The 16,384-nt window shown below is 74.7% G+C and carries 17 protein-coding genes; 8 read left to right on the top strand and 9 right to left on the bottom strand.

Going from position 1 to position 16,384, the window contains the following annotated elements; translation table 11 throughout:
• Nucleotides 1–112: 112 nt before the first annotated feature.
• The 4 genes from ACQP0T_RS12200 to qcrC all read right to left on the bottom strand — a co-directional run bounded on the left by ACQP0T_RS12200 (nucleotide 113) and on the right by qcrC (nucleotide 4,342).
• On the bottom strand, nucleotides 113–1,144 hold the full coding sequence (locus ACQP0T_RS12200; protein WP_433873075.1) for a hypothetical protein: 1,032 nt from the start codon (nucleotides 1,142–1,144) through the stop codon (nucleotides 113–115).
• Nucleotides 1,075–2,322 (bottom strand): hypothetical protein, encoded by a 1,248-nt coding sequence (locus ACQP0T_RS12195; protein ID WP_433873073.1) that lies wholly within the window; start codon nucleotides 2,320–2,322, stop codon nucleotides 1,075–1,077. Before ACQP0T_RS12195 ends, ACQP0T_RS12200 begins: the two co-directional genes overlap by 70 nt.
• Nucleotides 2,323–2,429: 107 nt before the next feature.
• Complete coding sequence (qcrA, locus tag ACQP0T_RS12190; RefSeq protein ID WP_433873072.1) at nucleotides 2,430–3,521, bottom strand: cytochrome bc1 complex Rieske iron-sulfur subunit; 1,092 nt, start codon at nucleotides 3,519–3,521, stop codon at nucleotides 2,430–2,432.
• Nucleotides 3,518–4,342 carry a cytochrome bc1 complex diheme cytochrome c subunit gene (qcrC, locus tag ACQP0T_RS12185; protein ID WP_433873070.1) on the bottom strand — a complete coding sequence of 275 codons (825 nt, stop codon included), beginning with the start codon at nucleotides 4,340–4,342 and terminating at the stop codon, nucleotides 3,518–3,520. The genes qcrA and qcrC overlap by 4 nt, the downstream gene beginning before the upstream one ends.
• Before the next feature lie 314 nt (nucleotides 4,343–4,656).
• Here qcrC and ACQP0T_RS12180 point away from each other — a divergent pair, with 314 nt between their 5' ends.
• From ACQP0T_RS12180 to ACQP0T_RS12150, 7 genes are read left to right on the top strand one after another with little or no spacing between them, the layout of a single operon-like run.
• Nucleotides 4,657–5,307, top strand: coding sequence for a cytochrome c oxidase subunit II (locus ACQP0T_RS12180; RefSeq protein WP_433873068.1), 651 nt, complete (start codon nucleotides 4,657–4,659; stop codon nucleotides 5,305–5,307).
• Nucleotides 5,304–6,944, top strand: coding sequence for a cytochrome c oxidase subunit I (locus ACQP0T_RS12175; RefSeq protein ID WP_433873066.1), 1,641 nt, complete (start codon nucleotides 5,304–5,306; stop codon nucleotides 6,942–6,944). The genes ACQP0T_RS12180 and ACQP0T_RS12175 overlap by 4 nt, the downstream gene beginning before the upstream one ends.
• A complete protein-coding gene (locus ACQP0T_RS12170; protein WP_433873064.1) occupies nucleotides 6,941–7,495 on the top strand; it encodes a hypothetical protein in 555 nt (184 codons plus the stop codon). Before ACQP0T_RS12175 ends, ACQP0T_RS12170 begins: the two co-directional genes overlap by 4 nt.
• Nucleotides 7,492–7,962, top strand: a complete 471-nt coding sequence (locus ACQP0T_RS12165) for a hypothetical protein (RefSeq protein ID WP_433873062.1) — start codon at nucleotides 7,492–7,494, stop codon at nucleotides 7,960–7,962. The genes ACQP0T_RS12170 and ACQP0T_RS12165 overlap by 4 nt, the downstream gene beginning before the upstream one ends.
• Nucleotides 7,963–8,008: 46 nt before the next feature.
• Nucleotides 8,009–8,995 (top strand): cytochrome b, encoded by a 987-nt coding sequence (locus ACQP0T_RS12160; protein WP_433873060.1) that lies wholly within the window; start codon nucleotides 8,009–8,011, stop codon nucleotides 8,993–8,995.
• Nucleotides 8,908–9,540, top strand: coding sequence for a hypothetical protein (locus ACQP0T_RS12155; protein WP_433873058.1), 633 nt, complete (start codon nucleotides 8,908–8,910; stop codon nucleotides 9,538–9,540). Before ACQP0T_RS12160 ends, ACQP0T_RS12155 begins: the two co-directional genes overlap by 88 nt.
• A gap of 9 nt (nucleotides 9,541–9,549) precedes the next feature.
• Entirely contained in the window at nucleotides 9,550–10,149 is a 600-nt protein-coding gene (locus ACQP0T_RS12150; protein WP_433873057.1) for a hypothetical protein, read from the top strand.
• A 3-nt stretch (nucleotides 10,150–10,152) separates the two neighbouring features.
• Here the strand turns inward: ACQP0T_RS12150 and ACQP0T_RS12145 are convergent, their stop codons facing one another.
• Both ACQP0T_RS12145 and ACQP0T_RS12140 read right to left on the bottom strand, forming a co-directional pair.
• Nucleotides 10,153–11,247, bottom strand: a complete 1,095-nt coding sequence (locus ACQP0T_RS12145) for a winged helix DNA-binding domain-containing protein (protein WP_433873056.1) — start codon at nucleotides 11,245–11,247, stop codon at nucleotides 10,153–10,155.
• Between the two features lie 82 nt (nucleotides 11,248–11,329).
• Complete coding sequence (locus ACQP0T_RS12140; RefSeq protein ID WP_433873691.1) at nucleotides 11,330–11,896, bottom strand: DinB family protein; 567 nt, start codon at nucleotides 11,894–11,896, stop codon at nucleotides 11,330–11,332.
• Nucleotides 11,897–11,995: 99 nt separating this feature from the next.
• Here ACQP0T_RS12140 and ACQP0T_RS12135 point away from each other — a divergent pair, with 99 nt between their 5' ends.
• Entirely contained in the window at nucleotides 11,996–12,973 is a 978-nt protein-coding gene (locus tag ACQP0T_RS12135) for a helix-turn-helix transcriptional regulator (protein ID WP_433873055.1), read from the top strand.
• Nucleotides 12,974–13,172: 199 nt separating this feature from the next.
• On the opposite strand, the gene ACQP0T_RS12130 is transcribed toward ACQP0T_RS12135, so the two are convergent.
• From ACQP0T_RS12130 to ACQP0T_RS12120, 3 genes are all read right to left on the bottom strand, one after another.
• Nucleotides 13,173–13,589 carry a hypothetical protein gene (locus ACQP0T_RS12130; protein ID WP_433873053.1) on the bottom strand — a complete coding sequence of 139 codons (417 nt, stop codon included), beginning with the start codon at nucleotides 13,587–13,589 and terminating at the stop codon, nucleotides 13,173–13,175.
• Between the two features lie 74 nt (nucleotides 13,590–13,663).
• Nucleotides 13,664–14,794: an MFS transporter gene (locus ACQP0T_RS12125; protein ID WP_433873052.1), complete on the bottom strand. Its 1,131-nt coding sequence runs from the start codon at nucleotides 14,792–14,794 to the stop codon at nucleotides 13,664–13,666.
• 250 nt (nucleotides 14,795–15,044) lie between these two features.
• On the bottom strand, nucleotides 15,045–16,325 hold the full coding sequence (locus ACQP0T_RS12120) for an MFS transporter (RefSeq protein WP_433873050.1): 1,281 nt from the start codon (nucleotides 16,323–16,325) through the stop codon (nucleotides 15,045–15,047).
• Nucleotides 16,326–16,384 lie beyond the last annotated feature (59 nt).

The following is a 16,384-nucleotide window of genomic DNA, read 5'->3' as shown; positions in this document are numbered from 1 at the left end:
CGAAGCGGCGGCCCGGATCTTCCCGCGGGAAGGCCCGGGCCGCCGCGAGGCGCGCACACCGAGGACGGCGGGGCCTACCGCACGCACCCCGCGGTGACCGCGGTGCCGCGTCCTACGGCTGCGGGGCGGTGGGCGCGGTGCTGGTGGCCCCGGGCGCGCCCCGGGAGTCGTCGCGCCGTCCGCGCCGGGCGTGCGCCACGCCCACCGCACCGGCCAGCACCACCCCGAGCGCCGCGGCGGCCAAGCCCTTGTTCATGCCCGGCGGGGTGAAGGTCAGCCGCAGCTCGCCCGCCCGGGTGCCCGGCGGCAGCTCCACCTCGAGCAGCCCGCCGGGACCGGAGCGGGCCGGGACCACCGCGCCGTCGAGCTCCGCCCGGTAACCGGGCCACGCCAGGCGGCTGAACACCAGCGTCGCGGGCTCGTCCGCCGTGGCCCGCTCGAACCGCAGCCGCTCGGCGCGATCGCCGCCGGCCACGTCCGAGACCACCCGCACCCCGGGGGAGGCGGCGGCCAGCGTGCCCGCCGGCCACGGCGAGGTGAAGTCCCGGCGCAGCACGGTGACCTGCTCGCCGCGCTCGACCCGCCAGCCCGCGGGCACCCGCGGTGCGTCCAGGACGCTGCGCTGCACCACGACGGTGTCCAGCCGCAGCAGGTCGGCCAGCGGCACGTCGGTGCCCTCCGGCGCCCGCCACAACCGCGGCACGGCGTCGGCGCACGAGGTGCTGGTGTAGTTCAGGCACAGCAGGTCGGAGAACGGCGCGTAACCGATGCCGGTGTAGGCGTTGATGCTGGTCACCCCGGCCGCCGGGTACATGCCGCCGGGCAGCATGTCCTGCCACACCCCGGGCTGCTCGGTGCTGTCGAGGTCGGCGACCTGGAACACCACGCCCGGGTAGCGCTCGGCGAACCGCTCGCGCAGCTCCGGCACCGACGACGGCAGGCCCGCCGTGGCGAACCCGGGCGAGGTCACGAACGCGGGCGCCTGCACCGCGACGACCAGCGCGGTGCCCAGGGCCAGCACGGTCGCCAGCCACCGGATGCCGCCGACGAAGAACACCCCGAGGGCCAGCGCGGTCAGCACCACGACCACCAGCAGCCCGAAGGCGTTGCTCCGGAACCGGTCGGGCTCCAGTGCACCGGACATCCCCGCCGCCGCCAGCAGCAGGGCGACCGTGCCCCCACCCGCAGCACCGGCCGGTCCCGGCGCAGCCCCCGGGACAGCAGCACGGCGAGGATCACCGCGAGCCCCAGGTAGCCGTAGTGCAGCACCCGGATCGGCCACCGGAACATCCACATCTCCGACGGCCCGATCGCCAGCAGCAGGAACCCGCCCGCGACCACCGCGCAGGCGCTCAGCGATCGCCACCGCCCGCGCAGCGCGCCCCAGTCCAGCCAGGCGGCCAGCGGTAGCGCGAACCAGCAGAAGTACACCGCCGGGACGGCCAGCGGGGCGCCGCCGAGCCCCTCCACGTCGGGCACGTGGTGCGGCAGGCTCAGCGCGGGCAGGTCGAACGGCGACGGCGCCATCACCCCGGTGTTGCCGAACGAGGTCTCCGAGCGCCAGGTGACCGACGAGCTCAGCACCAGCGGCAGGTACACCAGCGGCACCAGCGCCCCGATCCCCAGCGACACCAGCACCAGGTCGCGCACCGACCGCCACCGCCCGCGCAGCGCGGTCTCCACCAGCACGCCGAGCAGCACCAGGCAGACCGCGAGCATGCCGTAGGGATTGCCCGCGGTCACGATCAACCCGCCGAACAGGAACGTCCACATCGGGTTGATCCGCCCCCGGCCCGCCTTCCGCGCCGCCCACCACAGGTGCGGCAGCCACGCGAACGCCAGCAGCGCGGCGGGCCAGAGCACCACGTCGAAGTAGAACAGCGAACCGGCGAAGGGCAGCGCCGCGCCCAGCGCCGCCGACATCGACCGCCGCGCCCCGTACTCCCGGCACAGCGCGTAGATCCCGAGGGTCAGCACCACCAGCGCCGCCGCCCGGATCACCATCCCGGCCACCGCCAGGTCGGGCACCAGCGCGGCGGTGATCCAGACCAGCGGGTAGAGCGGGTTCCACACGCCGTAGAGCGCCTCGGCGGCGATGTTGCCGCCCATCCAGGCGTCGACGTCGAGCAGCGGCGGCCAGCCCCCGGCCAGCACCTGCTCCCCGAGCCGCCGCCAGGTCGGCAGGATCTGCACGGCGGCGTCGTCGTAGAAGTAGAACCACGGATCGGCCCGCAACGGCAGCAGCAGCACCACCACGACGAGCAGGCACGCCGCCAGCGGCGGCCCGAACCTGCCCCGCGCTCCGACCGCGGGCGGCTCCACCGCGCGCGTCCTCCCGTCGAGCACAATCCCTCCCCTGCGTCGCATGGCACCCCGTGTGTACTGCACCCGTCGGCGCCGCACCGCAGGCATCAGCCCTTCGGGTGGCGCTACCGGTCCAGCCGCACCTCCCAGAACCCCGGCCCGACCGGTTCGCGGAAGTCACCGCGCGCGATGAAGTAACCGTCCTCGTCGACGGTGATCGGCAGTTGGGGCAGCGAGCGGGTGGCCGGGCCGAACACCGGCTTGGCCGACTCGGTGATGAGGAACTGCGACTGGTGGCACGGGCACAGCGCGATGTTGTTCTGCACGTCGTACTGCGAAGCCGGGCAGCCGAGGTGGGTGCAGATCTTCGAGAACGCGTAGAAGTCGCCGTGGTTGAACTCCTCCTGGCCCGGCCGCTTGCGCACGGCGGTGCCCGGGCGCAACCGGATCAGCATCACCGGGCCGTCGGAGGCGCGCTCGGCGGCCAGCAGCAGTTCCTCGTGACCGCGCTCGGACTCCCGGAACGGCACCACCGTCAGGAGCGTGCCCGGTTCGAGGTCCTCGGGGCGCACCAGCACGATCCGGCCGAGCACTCCGGTGTGGACGCGCAGGTAGACCTTCTCGTCGGAGACCGGGTGCCAGCCGGTGATCCACAGCGCCGCGTTGCGCCGACCGGTCCACGGGTCGCGGACGAATCCGCCGACGCCGAGCACCGCGGTGGCGGCGGCGACGAACGCCCCCGCGCCCAGCAGCGCCCGGCGCAGCAGCGGGCGCCCCGCCCCGGCGTCCTCGGCGATCTCGGTGAGCCGGGCCGCCGCGCTGCGGCGCGCGAAGTCCTCCGACGGCCCGTCCTGGCGCCGCTGGACCGCGAGCTCCTGCGGCATGACGCGCTTGCTGTGCAGGCCGACCCCGACGGCCAGGCACAGGAAGGCGCAGCCGAACGCGGTGCCGATGACCGGGGTGTAGAGCAGGTAGAGCAGGTGGCCGTGCTCGGCGGGGCGCCGGTACTCGTGCGGCCAGAGCACGTAGGCCGCCACGAACAGCACCGCGAACACCGCGGCCAGCGCGAACCACAGCGCCACGATCCGCTCCGCGCGCGGGCCGCCGGTGCGCTCCTTGACCACCACGGAGACGCCGTCGGCCGCCGATCCCCGCCGGAGCAGGTCGGCCCGCTCCGCCTCCCGGCGACGGCGACCGCGCCGGAACAGCCGCCTCACGCCCGGGCCCCCAGCCACAGCGCCACCCCGATCAGCGCCGGCACCCCGAGGAGGAAGACGACGAACCCCTCGGTGGTCGGGCCCCACTCGCCGAGGTTGAACCCGCCCGGCGCGTTGTGCTGCCCGCGGACCTCCAGCACGTAGGCGATGATGTCGGCCTTCTCGCCCGGGGAGAGCTCGCGGTCGCTGAACACCGGCATCGCCTGCGGTCCGGTGAGCATCGCGGTGTAGAGCTGTTCGGGCGTGGCGTCGTGCAGGTTCGGCGCGAACTTGCCCGCGGCGAGCACCCCGCCGCGTCCGGTGAAGTTGTGGCACTGCGAGCAGTTCGACCGGAACAGCTTGCCGCCGCGCGCGGTGTCGGTGCCGACGAGCGCGGCACCGCTGCCCTCCGGCCGCCGCGGGCCACCGCCGTGGGCCTGCACGTAGGCGCCGAGGGCCGCGAGGTTGCGCCGCCCCTCCTCGGTGCCCGGGTCGAACTCCGGCGGCGGAGGCTTGCGCTCGGCCTGGGCGGTGCTGCGCGCCAGCGGCATCCGCCCGGTGGACACCTGGAAGTAGGTGGCCGCCTCCCCCACCCCGATCAGGCTCGGCCCCCGGTCCGGGACGCCCTGCAACGCGCTGCCGTGGCAGGTCAGGCAGGAACGCCGGTACAGCTCCTCGCCCCGTTCGATCAGCGGAGCCTCGGCGGAAACCCGCTGCGGCGCGGGGACCAGCACCGCGTAGGCGGTTCCGGTGGTGAGCAGCCCGAGCAGCAGGCCGAGCACCATCGCGCACCGCCGGCGTCGCCGACGCGGTCGGCTCGAAGGGCCCGGATCGACCACCACGCCGCCTCCCGTCGCTGCGCTGATCCGCCGCACGCGGAACGCGCCGCCATGCTGCGCCCGGAGCCCCGAGGCCGCAATCCACATCGGAGCGCTGATCGCACGATCCGGTGGCCCGCGCACGGCACCGGAGTCCACGGCGGACGGCCGACCTGCTGTTTCCCCGCCGCGGGGCGGACCGGCGCCGTGTTGCCGCCACCGGCTCGCGCCCCGACGCTGGCGGTGGACCGCGCCCCGGACGGCCCGTCACCTCCGGTGGTGACCGATACCGCAGGCGAACACCTCGCAGGCGCGTGGCGACGCCGAGGGAGGAACGCATGCGCTTCAACGAGGTCTTCCACGAGATCCTGCACACCTGGTCCTGGATCGCCGGGGTGGTCTTCGCCCTCGTCGTGGTGGTCCTCGGCTGGGCCGTGGTGTTCAACCGCGCCGGGCGGCGCCGGCGCCCGCTGTTCCGGGTCTCGCAGAACGTCCGGCTCGAACTCGGCTACGCGGCCGTGCTCGCCGCGGTGGCCGCCGTGCTCGTGATCGTCGGGTTCGGCGCCAACGCCCGGGTGCACGACGGCGAGGGCAACACCGCCGAGGCCGTCCCGGCGGAGCGGATCGACGTCACCGCCTACCGCTGGTGCTGGGACTTCCGCTACACCAGCGCGCCGATCCAGGTCACCGGCGAATGCCGGGGCGGCGAGATGCCCACCGTCGTGGTGCCCGCGGGCCGCCCGGTCGAGTTCGCGCTGACCTCCCACGACGTGATCCACTCGTTCTGGCTGCCGGACTTCGCGGTCAAGCGCGACGCGAACCCCGGGCAGGTCAACGAGCTCCGGATGACCTTCCCCGAGCAGGGCCGCTGGAAGGGCCGGTGCTCGGAGTACTGCGGCACCCACCACGTCACGATGGACTTCTGGGTCGAGGTCGTCTCCCCCGAGGAGTACCAGGACTACCTGGCCGGCGGCGGCACCGCGGTATGACGCGGTCGCCCGAACGTCCCGCCGCGGGCGCGCTACCCGCCCGCGGCGGTTCGATCGCCGACTGGCTGGCGACGACCGACCACAAGCGCCTCGGCGTGCTCACGATGGGCACGGCGCTGGTGCTCATGCTGGTCGCCGGTGCGCTGGCCACCGTGATGCGCACCCAGCTCGCCGGTCCGGAACTCCGGATCGTCGGCCAGGACCAGTACAACCAGATGTTCACCATGCACGGGTCGATGATGATCTACCTCGTGCTCACCCCGCTGGCGGTCGGCAGCGGGCTCTACCTGGTGCCGTTGCAGCTCGGCGCGCCGAACGTCGCCGCACCGCGCGCCACGCTGTTCGCCTACTGGCTCTACGCCGCCGGCTCGGTGACCATGCTGTCCGGCTTCGCCACCGGGACCGGCGCCGCCGACCACGGGTGGTACTCCTACACACCGCTGGCGACCAGCCGCTACACGCCCGGTCACGGCGTCGACCTGTGGATCGTCGGCGTCGCGCTGGCCGGGGCGGGAATGCTGATCATGGCCTGCACCGTGCTGTGGTCGGTGCTGGCCAAGCGCGCCCCGGGGATGAGCATGCTGCGGATGCCGGTGTTCAGCTGGGCGACCGTGGCGACGAACCTGATGGTGATCGGGGCGTTCCCGCCGCTGCTCCTGGCCGTGGCGATCCTGGCGCTCGGCCGCTTCCAGCCCGACCTGTTCACCGACAACATCTGGAACATCGGCTACCAGCACGTGTTCTGGTTCTTCGGCCACCCCGTCGTCTACGTGATGTTCTTCCCGTTCCTGGGCGCGGTCGCCGAGGTGCTGGCCACCTTCGCCGGGCGCCGGTTCTTCGGCTACCGGCTGACCGCGTTGTCGCTGCTGCTGTTCTCGGCGCTGTCGATGAGCGTGTGGGGCCACCACATGTTCACCACCGGGCAGAGCGCGAACAACTACTACTCGCTGACCTCGACGCTGCTGCTGGTCCCGGCGGGCATCGAGTACTTCGGGATGCTGGCGACGGTGGTGGGCGGCCGGTTGCGCTTCCCGGTGCCGATGCTGTTCGCGCTGGCGTTCATCCCGCAGTTCCTCGTCGGCGGGCTCACCGGGATCATGCTCGGCACCCCGGTGCTGGACTACCAGATGCAGGACAGCTATTTCGTGGTCGCGCACTGGCATTACACGCTGGCGGCGGGCAGCCTGTTCGGCCTGTTCGCGGGCGTCTACTTCTGGTTCCCGAAGGTCAGCGGCCGGATGCTCGGCACCGGGCTCGGCCACGCGCACTTCTGGATCTGGATCGTCGGCACCAACCTGACCTTCCTGCCGATGTTCTGGGTGGGCCTGGAGGGGATGCCCCGGCGCGTCCCCACCTACCTGCCGCAGGACGGCTTCGGCGCGGAGAACCTGCTGTCCACGATCGGCGCGTGGCTGCTGGCCGTCGGTGCCCTGGTGTTCGCGATCAACGCCGCCTCGGCCCTGACCCGGCCGAGGGATGCGCCGCCCGACCCGTGGCGGGCGCACACCCTGGAGTGGGCCACCAGCTCGCCACCGCCCCGCTACAACTTCGACGCCCACCACCCGGTGCCGCCGGTGACCAGCTACGCACCGCTGCTGGACCGGCGGGAGCGGGCCGAGGCGGAGGGCGGCGGATGAGGTCGGAGCTGCTGCTCGTCGTCGGGTGGGCCGTGGCGAACCTGGGGCTGGCGCTGGGCCTGCTCGCCTTCGACCAACCGCTGCGGCCGCTGCCGGTGGTGCTGTTCACCGGCGCGAGCGCGCTGGTCGCCTGCTACGGGTTGGTGGCCGCGACGGCGATCCGCCGCGGCGCGGGCGGCGTCCGGCTGCGGCAGCCGCGGCGGGGCTGGTCGGCCGCGTTCGCCGCCCTCGGCCTCGCGGTCGCGCTGCTCGGCGTGGCCTACGGCTGGTGGATCACGCCCTTCGCCGCGTACCCGCTGCTGCTCGCGGTGGTCACCGCCGGGGACCGGCGGGTGTCCCGGGGGACCGGGCCGTGGCCGGCCGCGCTGGACGGCGCCGAGCCCGCGCCCGGCCGCCGCTTCGTCCACGACGGCACCGGACTCGGCCAGTCCGTCCCGGTGCCCGAGGACCACCCCGGGCACGGTCCCCCTCCGACGCCCGCGCCCGCCCCGCGCCGCACCGGGCTGCTGCGGCGGGCGGTGGCCCGCCTGGTCCCCGGGAGGCGCCGGTGAACCACGAGATCTGGCACATGGCGCTGATGGGCCTGGTGGTGTCCGCGCTGTGCCCGGCGGGCTGCGCCGCGCTGCTCCGCCTGCTCCCGGCCGCGGAGGCGTGGACGGTCCCGGGCTGGTGCGCGCTGCCGCTGTTCGTCGTGCTGCACGCGGCGGTGGCGGTGCGGTCGGAGCACCACCACGGCGGTGCGGTCGCGCACGCGCTGCTCGTCGTCGGCGCGCTGCTGTTCTGGGCACCGGTGCTCGGGACGCGCCACCGGCTCAGCGATCCGGGCCGGACGCTCTACCTCTACACCGCGCTGCCGCTGCTCGACCTCGCCGGGGTGTGGCTGGTCGCCGCCGGGCGGCTGGCCGGCGGCTTGGCGATGATCGCCGGGATGCTGCCGATGGGGGCGATCGCGGTGGTCATCACCTGGCGGTGGATGTGCCGCGAGGAGCAGGCCCTCGGCCCGCAGGAGGAGACGTGAGCGCACGCCGCAGCCAGGCGGGTGGCAGCCCGGGCGGGTGGTCGCGGTGAGCCGCCCGGGACCGCTGACCCGCGCGCTCGGCCGCCGGATCGGGCGCGGCGTCGACGAGCGCTTCCAGCTGGCCGGGCTGGTGCGCTCGGAATCCTCGCACGTGTTCCCCAAGCACCACTCCTTCCTGTGGGGCGAACTCGCCCTGTACTCGTTCGTGGTGCTGCTGGTGACCGGCACCTACCTGTCCCTGTTCTTCGTGCCCGACACCACCGAGGTCGTCTACCAGGGGGCCTACGACAACCTGCGCGGGCTGCACGTGTCCCGGGCCTACGAATCGGCCCTGAACCTGTCGTTCGAGGTGCGCGGCGGGTTGTTCGTCCGGCAGATCCACCACTGGGCCGCGCACGTCTTCGTCGCCTCGATCGTGGTGCACATGTGCCGGAACTTCTTCACCGGGGCGTTCCGCAAGCCCCGCGAGCTGACCTGGCTGACCGGCATCGCGCTGCTGGCACTGTCCATGCTGGAGGGCTACCTCGGCTACTCCATGCTCGACGACCTGCTCTCCGGCGTCGGGGTGCGGATCGCCTCCGGCCTGGTGCTGTCGATCCCGGTCGTCGGCACCTGGCTGCACTGGCTGGTCTTCGGCGGCGAGTTCGAGGGGGAGCTGTGGATCTCCCGGTTCTTCGTCGGGCACGTGTTCGTGCTGCCCGGCCTGCTGTGCGCGCTCGTCGGCGTGCACCTGCTGCTGGTCTGGTACCAGAAGCACACCCACTTCCCGGGCCCGGGGGCGACCGGGTCCACGGTGGTCGGCGACCGCGCGGCGCCCGGGTTCCTGGTGCGCACCGCCGCCAACGGGCTGGCCGTGGTCGCCGTGCTGGCGCTGCTCGGCGCGCTGTTCCAGATCAACCCGGTGTTCCTGTGGGGCCCTACACGCCGATCGACGGCTCCACGGGGGTGCAGCCGGACTGGTACATCGGCTTCCTCATCGGGGCGCTGCGGATCTTCCCGCCGTGGGACCTGCACCTCGGCCCGTACACCGTGAGCGCCCCGTTCTGGCCCGGGGTGGCGCTGCCCGGAGCGCTGTTCGCGCTCGCGGCGGCCCACCCGCTGCTGGAGCGGCTGCTGACCGGGGACCGCGGACGCCACCACGTGCTGCAACGACCGCGGGACAACCCGGTGCGCACCGGGCTCGGCGCGATGGCGCTGTCGTTCTACCTGGTGCTGCTGGGCTCCGGCGCCGACGACGTGCTCGCCGTGGGCCTTTCCGTCCCGGTGGAACGCCTCGTGTGGGCCGGGCGGATCGGGGTGCTCGTGCTGCCACCGCTGGCCTACCTGGCCACCGTCCTGATCTGCCGGGGGCTCCAGCGCGAGGACCGGGACGTGCTCGAACGCGGGCTCCGGACCGGGCTGCTGCGCGCCGGGCCGGACGGCGTCCACGCGGAACTGCGGCAACCTCCCGGCGGCACCGACCACGCGGGGCGCCCGAAGCCGATGGACTACGGCGGCGCCCGGATCGGCTCGCGCATCGTGGTGCGTCCCGAGGACGAGCCGCCGCGTCGGGGTGCGGGGCGCGGGGAGCAGGGGTAGACAGCGGACATGGCGAACTCGGGGCTTCGGCGGGCGGCATCGCTGGTGCTGCTCGCGGTGCTCTGCGGCTGCGGCCACCGGCAGCTCCCGCCGGACCTGCTGCGGGTCAGCACCGGCGCCGAGGGCGACGTCGGCCCGATCGCGGTGCGTGAGGTGATGTTCGCCCACCGCACCTCGGGCTACCGCACCGGCGCGGACGTGCCGGTGCTCGCCACGGTGGTCAACGGGGGCGCCACGCCGGACCGGCTGGTGGCGGTGCGCACCCCGCTGGCCCCGGAGGTCGTCGTGCGCGGCGACACCGCGCTGCCTCCGGAGGGGACGGTGCACACCGCCTACCCGAACCAACCCGCGGGCGCCGATGCCGCGCTGATCGAGATCCGGCTGCGCGACCTGCGGGCCCCGCTGCGGCCGGGGATGACCTACCCGGTGGAGTTCCGCTTCGCCCGGGCCGGGGCGGTGCGCCTGGAGGTCACCACCGACCACGCCCTCGCGCCCCGGCCGGAGTGCCCGCTGCCGCCGAACGGGACGCCGCTGGAGACCTACCACGCACCGCTCGACGCACCCCACCCGCCGACGCCGACACCTCCCGACTGCTCCTCGCTGCCCTGAGACTCAGCGCGACGCGGCGATCCGCACGCGAGGGCGGTCGCCGGAGAGCAGCGACGCCAACTCCCGCCCCTCCTCGGCGACGGCGGTGCGCTCGGCCCGGGAGAAGCGGCGCAGCGGGCCGACGACCACGGTCCCGCCCTCGACCGCCCAGGTCGCGGCGACCCGGCCGTCGACCAGGACGACGCGCGCACCGGCGACCGACAGGCCGCGGTGGGCGTCGTCGATGATCCGGCCGCGGTCGTGGTAGCCGAGGACCGCGTTGTCGAACGCCGGGAGGTACCGCACCGGGGCGGGCGTGCCGGGATCGGGCCGCGGCGCGTCGGGCAGGTCGAGCAGCCGCCTGCCCCGCTCGTCGCGGAAGGTGACGAGCTCCTCGCGCATCGCCGACACCGCGGCGGGCAGTCCGGCCAGACCGCACCAGGCGCGCACGTCGGCCGTGGCGGCGGGGCCGAAGGCGGCCAGGTAGCGGCGGACCAGCGCCCGCCCGACCGGATCGGAGCCGTCCGGGGACGGCGGATCGATCTCGCGCCCCAGCCACGCCGAGACCAACGCGTAGCGCGCCGCCCCCGTGGCGCCCCACAGGCCGCGCGGTGGCAGTTGGACGACGGGCAGGAGGGCGGCGATCAGCAGCTCGCCCAGCGCCCGCGGCCCCGGCTCCGGCCAGCGCCCGGTGAGCTCCCGCGCGAGCCCGGACATCGTGCGGGGTTCGCCGTCGGCCAGCACCGCCCGCCCCGCCGCCGCGAGCTCGTCGAGGTCCACCCCGGCGAGCTCCCGGCGGTAGGTTCCGAGCACCCGCTGGCGCAGCATGGCGCCGTGGCGGGCCCGCCACGCCAGGACGTCGGCGGCGGTGAGAAGGTGGACGGTGCGGCGCATCAGGTGGGTCCGCACCACGCCGCGCCGGACCAGCAGGTCCGAGAGCACCGCCGGGTCGAATCCGCGCAGCCGCGACCACAGCCCGACGAACGGTTCCTGCGGTTCCTGCGCCTGCAGGCCGCACAGGTGCCCGACGGCGTCGTGGACCGGCAGTTCGGCGCGGTCGAGGAGCAGCTGGCGGGCCAGCGTCGCGCGGTTGAGCGCCCGGGCGTCCAGCACGGTCATCGGACCACCGCCCGCGCCGGCTGGTCCGGATGGTGCTCAGATGTCGTCACGATGCTCCCTCCCGGTCGGTGCCCGGCCCCGGTCAGGACGACCGCTGCCCGTCGATCGCCTCGCGCAGGATGTCGGCGTGCCCGGCGTGCTGGGCGGTCTCGGCGATGACGTGGGTCAGCACCCCGCGCACGCTGCGCACCGCTCCCGGCTCGTGCCAGGGCACGTCGGGCAGGGGATGGGTCACCGACAGGTCGGCGGTGGCGATGACGTCCTCGCTGCGGGCGGCGACCTGTTCGTAGCGCGCGAGGATCCCGGCCAGCGTCTCACCGGGCAGCATCCGGAAGTCGTCCTGGTGCTCGATCATCCACTCCGGGACCACCCGGGCGGTCCCCGCCGCGAGGTCGGCCCAGGTGACGCCCGCGGGCAGGTCGTGGCGCATCGCCGACGGGCCCTCCACCGCGAAGCGCAGCCAGCTTTCCTCCATCGACGCCACGTGCTTGATCAGCCCGCCCAGGCACAGGGCGCTGACCGTCGGGGTCTCGCCGAGCTGCTCGTCGGCGAGTCCGCGCACGGTGCTGGTGAGGGCGGCGCGCGCGGCCGCGAGCGCGGCGATCAGGTCGGTCCGCTCGCCGTCGGTGGTCGTGGTGGCAGTGGTCATCTCGATGCGGCCCTTCGGGTCGTCGTTGTCCGGCACGACGCCAACGATGGCAACCGAAGCGGCCGGGGAGTGTCCGCTTCCCGGTGCAGCATGGCGACCATGCCGAAAACCTCAGCGCGGCTGCTGTCCCTGCTCTCGCTCCTCCAGGCGCGCCGGGACTGGCCGGGCCGGACGTTGGCCGAGCGGCTGGAGGTCAGCCCCCGCACCGTCCGCCGCGATGTCGACCGCCTGCGCGAACTCGGCTATCCGATCGCGGCCACCAGGGGGCCCGACGGCGGCTACCGGCTCGACGCGGGTGCCGAGCTGCCGCCGCTGCTGTTCGACGACGAGCAGGCCGTCGCCCTGGCCATCGCGCTGCGGATCGCCACCACCGCGGGCGCCGGGATCGACGAGGCCGCGGCCCGCGCGTTGCACACCGTCCGGCAGGTGATGCCCGCGCGGTTGCGCCGCCGCATCGACACCGTCCAGGTCACCGCCGTCGAGCGGTCCGCGGTCCCGCCGCACGTCGACAGCGGCGTCCTGGTGGCGCTGAGCAACGCCGTCCACGCGCGCGAGGTGCTGCGCTTCGACCACGACCCACCGCCGTGGGGCGGGGACGAGGTGCTCCCGGTGCGCCGGGTCGAACCGCACCACCTCGTCACCTGGGGCGGGCGCTGGTACCTGGTCGGCTGGGACCTCGACCGCGACGACTGGCGCACCTTCCGCGCCGACCGGATCACCCCGCGCACCCCCACCGGACCCCGCTTCACCCCGCGGGCGGTGCCCGGCGGTGACGTGGCCGCGTTCGTCGCCGCCCGGTTCCGGGGCGCCGACGGCTCCGGCGGCTGGCCCTGCCGCGGCGAGGTGATCCTCGACCTGCCCGCCGAGGAGGTGTCCCGCCACGCCGGCGACGGAATCGTCGAGGAACTCGGCCCGGACCGCTGCCGCCTGGTCCTGGGCTCGTGGTCGTGGTCGGCCCTGGCCGCCGCGCTGGGCCGGTTCGATGCCGACCTCGAGGTCGTCGGACCGGCCGAGCTCAAGGCCGCCTTCGCGCACCTGGCCCGCCGCTGCGCCGCCGCGGCGGGCGACCACGCCTGAGGGGACCTTTCAGCATGCGGCGGAGCCGCATGCGGGTGCGGCCGTCAACCGGTGCCGCGGCCCGCGCTCGGACGTGACCGCTCAGCGGTCTTCTCGCGAGGACGCCCTGGTGCCGTGCATGGGCAAGGGCGCCCGGAGCGAGAAGGCCGCTGAGGTTCCGCCGCCCGCACCGCCACGCAGGTCTATGGCGAAAGCGGCCCTAACTCCGCGGGAACACGAGGGCGTCGTAGAGGTAGGTCTTGGTCTGGCGCTTGGCGTAGAGCTCGTGCTGCACGTGCGGCAGCCGCTGCGACGGGGACCACTGCCGCACCTGCCCGGAGGTGCCCTCGACGCGCACCACCTCGCCCTCGACCAGCTCGACCGGACGCGCGGCCAGCACCGTCACCCGGGTGCCGGGAGCCTCGGCAGCGACCAGTTCGAAGCGTTCGGGACCGTGCACCCGGACCACCTTCGCGTCGGAGACCACGACCCGCTCGCCCAGGTATTCGCCCTCGTAGAAGTGCTCCGGCGCCTGCAGGTCCGGCACCGGGACCTCGGCCTGCCCACCGCCTCCGCACGCCCCGACCGAGGCCAGCACCCCCGCACCGATCAGCGCCGCCGCACCGCGCACCGACACCACTCCCCCTCCGACACCCCGCGAAACCGCCGTGCCGGGATGGTGCCGGACGCGCCGCCGTCCCGCCCGCCCCGTCACCCGGGCCGCGCACCGCCCGCCGGCACCAGCACGAGCAGCGCGACCGCGGCGAGACCGCCGACCACCAGCACCGCGGCCCGCAGGCCGAGGTGTTCGGCGGCGAATCCGGTCAGCGGCGGACCACCGAGGTGGGCGAGGTAGCCCCAGGCGGTCACGGTCGCCGCGGCACCGCCGACCGCCCCGCGCGCTCCCGCCGCGCTCAGGGCCAGCGGGAACAGCGGCCCGCACCCCACCCCGGCCAGCGCGAGGGCGCCCACGAGGACCACCGGCGAGGGCTGCGCCACCCCGATCGGCACCGCCACCAGGAGTGCCCCGGCCGCCCACCGCGCCACCACCACCGGACCGGCGCGCCGGACGACCCGGCCGACGAGGCCCCGCGACACCGCCATGGCACCGCTGAACACCACCACGCCGAACCCGGCCAGCGACGCGGGGGCGCCGAACTCCTCGGCGAGCAGGACGGCCGACCAGTCGGTGAGCAGCCCTTCGAGCAGCAACGCGCACAGCGCGACACCGATCAGCCGCCACCCCGGATGAGCACCGCCCTCGACCCCGCCCCGCTCAGGACCACCTGCGGGACCGGGGGCGTGCTCGGGCAGCCGGCGCCACGCGACCGCGAGCGCCCCCAGCAGCACCGCGGCAACCAGGAGCAGGTGCGCGGCCACGGGGAGCGTCCCGGCGACCGCGGCGCCCGTCCCCGCACCGCCGAGCACGCCGAGGCTGTAGGCGGCGTGCAGCCCGGGCAGCGCGACGACGCGGTGCCGCCGTTCGAACTCGACCGCCGCCGCGTTCATCGCCACGTCCAGCATCCCGCTCGCCGCACCGAGCAGCACCAGCACCACCGCCAGCCCGACGACGTCCCCCGCCGCCGCGATCAGCGGCAGCCCGGCCGCGAACACCAGCGCCGAAGCCCGGCACAGCAGGTGCGCCGGGACGGACCGCAGCAGCCGACCGGTGAGCAGCAGCGTCGGCACCGAACCGGCGGCCACGCCCAGCAGCGCCGCGCCCAGCGCCAGGTCGGACAGCGCGAGGTCCGCCTTGACCGCCGGGATGCGCGGCGCCCAGCTCGACAGCACCGCACCGTTGAGGAAGAAGACCAGGCGCAGCGCGCGCGGTACCTCGGGCATCGGTCCCTCCACGAGACCGCCCTGCCGCACGCACGAGGAGCGCGGTGCGCCGATCGGCACCTCCGGACGGAACAGAGGACCCGGCGACCGCGCACCCACCGTACCGCACGATCATCGCGCCGGGGGCGCTCCGCGCCGCACCCACCGCGCGGCGAGCAGCGCCAGCACCCACGCCGTTCCGGCCTCCACCAGCAACCACGTCCAGATCCCGGACATCATCGACCTCCCTTTCTGGTCCACTTCGGACTGATCACGTCACGTCGGCCGCGCGGCGGATCCGCAGCGACAGCAATGCGGCGGCGGCGCAGAGCAGCCCGGCACCGATCCAGACCGCCGCGTACGAGCCGAGCAGCGCCCGGGTGGTGCCGCCGGCGAAGGCCGCGGCACCGGCGCCGAGGGCGTGCGCCGCGCTCACCCAGCCGAACACCACCGCGCCGTCGTCGCCGCCGAAGAACTCGCGGCACAGCAGGATGGTCGGCGGCACCGTGGCGAGGTCGAGCAGGCCGTACACCACCACGAACACGATCATCGGCGGCTGCACGGTCGGCCCCAGGAACAGCGGCAGCAGCACCAGCGAGACCCCGCGCACGAGGTAGTACGCCCCGAGCAGCCATCGCGGGTCGATGCGCTCGACCAGCCATCCCGACGCGGCGGCGCCGACGGTGTTGAACACGCCCACCACCGCCAGGAGCGTCGCCGACACGGTCGTGGGCATCCCGTGCTGGCTCGCCGCCGGGACGAAGTGCGTCATCATGATCCCGTTGGTGGACGCCCCGCACACCGCGAAGGTGCCCGCCAGCAACCAGAACGGCCGGGTCCTGGCGGCGGTGCCCAGCAGGCCGACAGCGTGGCCCGCCGCGCCCGTGGTCCGGGGCGGCGCGGGGGTGAACTCCGCCGCGCCGTAGGCCTTCAGGCCGACTTCGCCGGGGTGTTCGCGCAGCACCCACCAGACCAGCGGCACCAGCGCGGCGGCGGCCAGCCCCACCGCGAGCACCCCGGCGCGCCACTCGAAGCGGTGGACGATCGCGGCCAGCACCGGCATCAGCACCATCCCGCCGAACATGCTCGCCGAGGTGAGCACGCCGCTGACCAGTCCGTGCCGCGCGACGAACCACCGGTTCGCCACCGTCGCGGCGAACGTCAACGCCATCGCACCGGTGCCCAGGCCCACCAGCAGCCCCCAGGTGAGCACCAGGTGCCACGACTCGCCCACCGCGGTGGTCAGCGCGGCGCCCGCGACCATGACGACCAGCGCCGCGACCACCACCCGGCGGATGCCGAACCGGCCCATCAGCGCCGCCGCGAACGGCGCGGTCACGCCGTAGAGCACGATGTTCACCGCGAAGGCGAAGGAGATCGCGCCGGTGGACCAGCCGAACTCGCGCCGCAGCGGGTCGGTCAGCACGTCGGGCATCCCGGTCGACCAGCCGGTCACCAGGATGACCAGCCCGGTGGTCGCCGCGATCCACCACGCGCGGTGCCTCCCGGCGCGGGGCCGCACCGCCCGGTCCGGGCTCCTCGTCTCGGTCATGCCGACCATCGTGGGGCGCCGATCCGCGTCGAACGAGTGGCCCGACGGCCAACATGTGC

The organism is Saccharopolyspora sp. CA-218241 (assembly GCF_050954615.1).
Taxonomy (GTDB): domain Bacteria; phylum Actinomycetota; class Actinomycetes; order Mycobacteriales; family Pseudonocardiaceae; genus Saccharopolyspora; species Saccharopolyspora cebuensis.
The sequence above is the reverse complement of the archived record's forward strand: the minus strand, read 5'-3'. Positions and strand labels throughout refer to the sequence as shown.

Bases quoted from the DNA above. Each gene is read 5' to 3' on its own strand.
- ACQP0T_RS12125 (WP_433873052.1), bottom strand. From the start codon at position 14,794: ATGCCCGAGGTACCGCGCGCGCTGCGCCTGGTCTTCTTCCTCAACGGT.
- ACQP0T_RS12180 (WP_433873068.1), top strand. From the start codon at position 4,657: ATGCGCTTCAACGAGGTCTTCCACGAGATCCTGCACACCTGGTCCTGG.
- ACQP0T_RS12145 (WP_433873056.1), bottom strand. From the start codon at position 11,247: ATGACCGTGCTGGACGCCCGGGCGCTCAACCGCGCGACGCTGGCCCGC.
- ACQP0T_RS12170 (WP_433873064.1), top strand. From the start codon at position 6,941: ATGAGGTCGGAGCTGCTGCTCGTCGTCGGGTGGGCCGTGGCGAACCTG.
- ACQP0T_RS12200 (WP_433873075.1), bottom strand. From the start codon at position 1,144: ATGTCCGGTGCACTGGAGCCCGACCGGTTCCGGAGCAACGCCTTCGGG.
- ACQP0T_RS12175 (WP_433873066.1), top strand. From the start codon at position 5,304: ATGACGCGGTCGCCCGAACGTCCCGCCGCGGGCGCGCTACCCGCCCGC.
- ACQP0T_RS12135 (WP_433873055.1), top strand. From the start codon at position 11,996: ATGCCGAAAACCTCAGCGCGGCTGCTGTCCCTGCTCTCGCTCCTCCAG.
- ACQP0T_RS12150 (WP_433873057.1), top strand. From the start codon at position 9,550: ATGGCGAACTCGGGGCTTCGGCGGGCGGCATCGCTGGTGCTGCTCGCG.
- ACQP0T_RS12120 (WP_433873050.1), bottom strand. From the start codon at position 16,325: ATGACCGAGACGAGGAGCCCGGACCGGGCGGTGCGGCCCCGCGCCGGG.
- ACQP0T_RS12140 (WP_433873691.1), bottom strand. From the start codon at position 11,896: ATGACCACTGCCACCACGACCACCGACGGCGAGCGGACCGACCTGATC.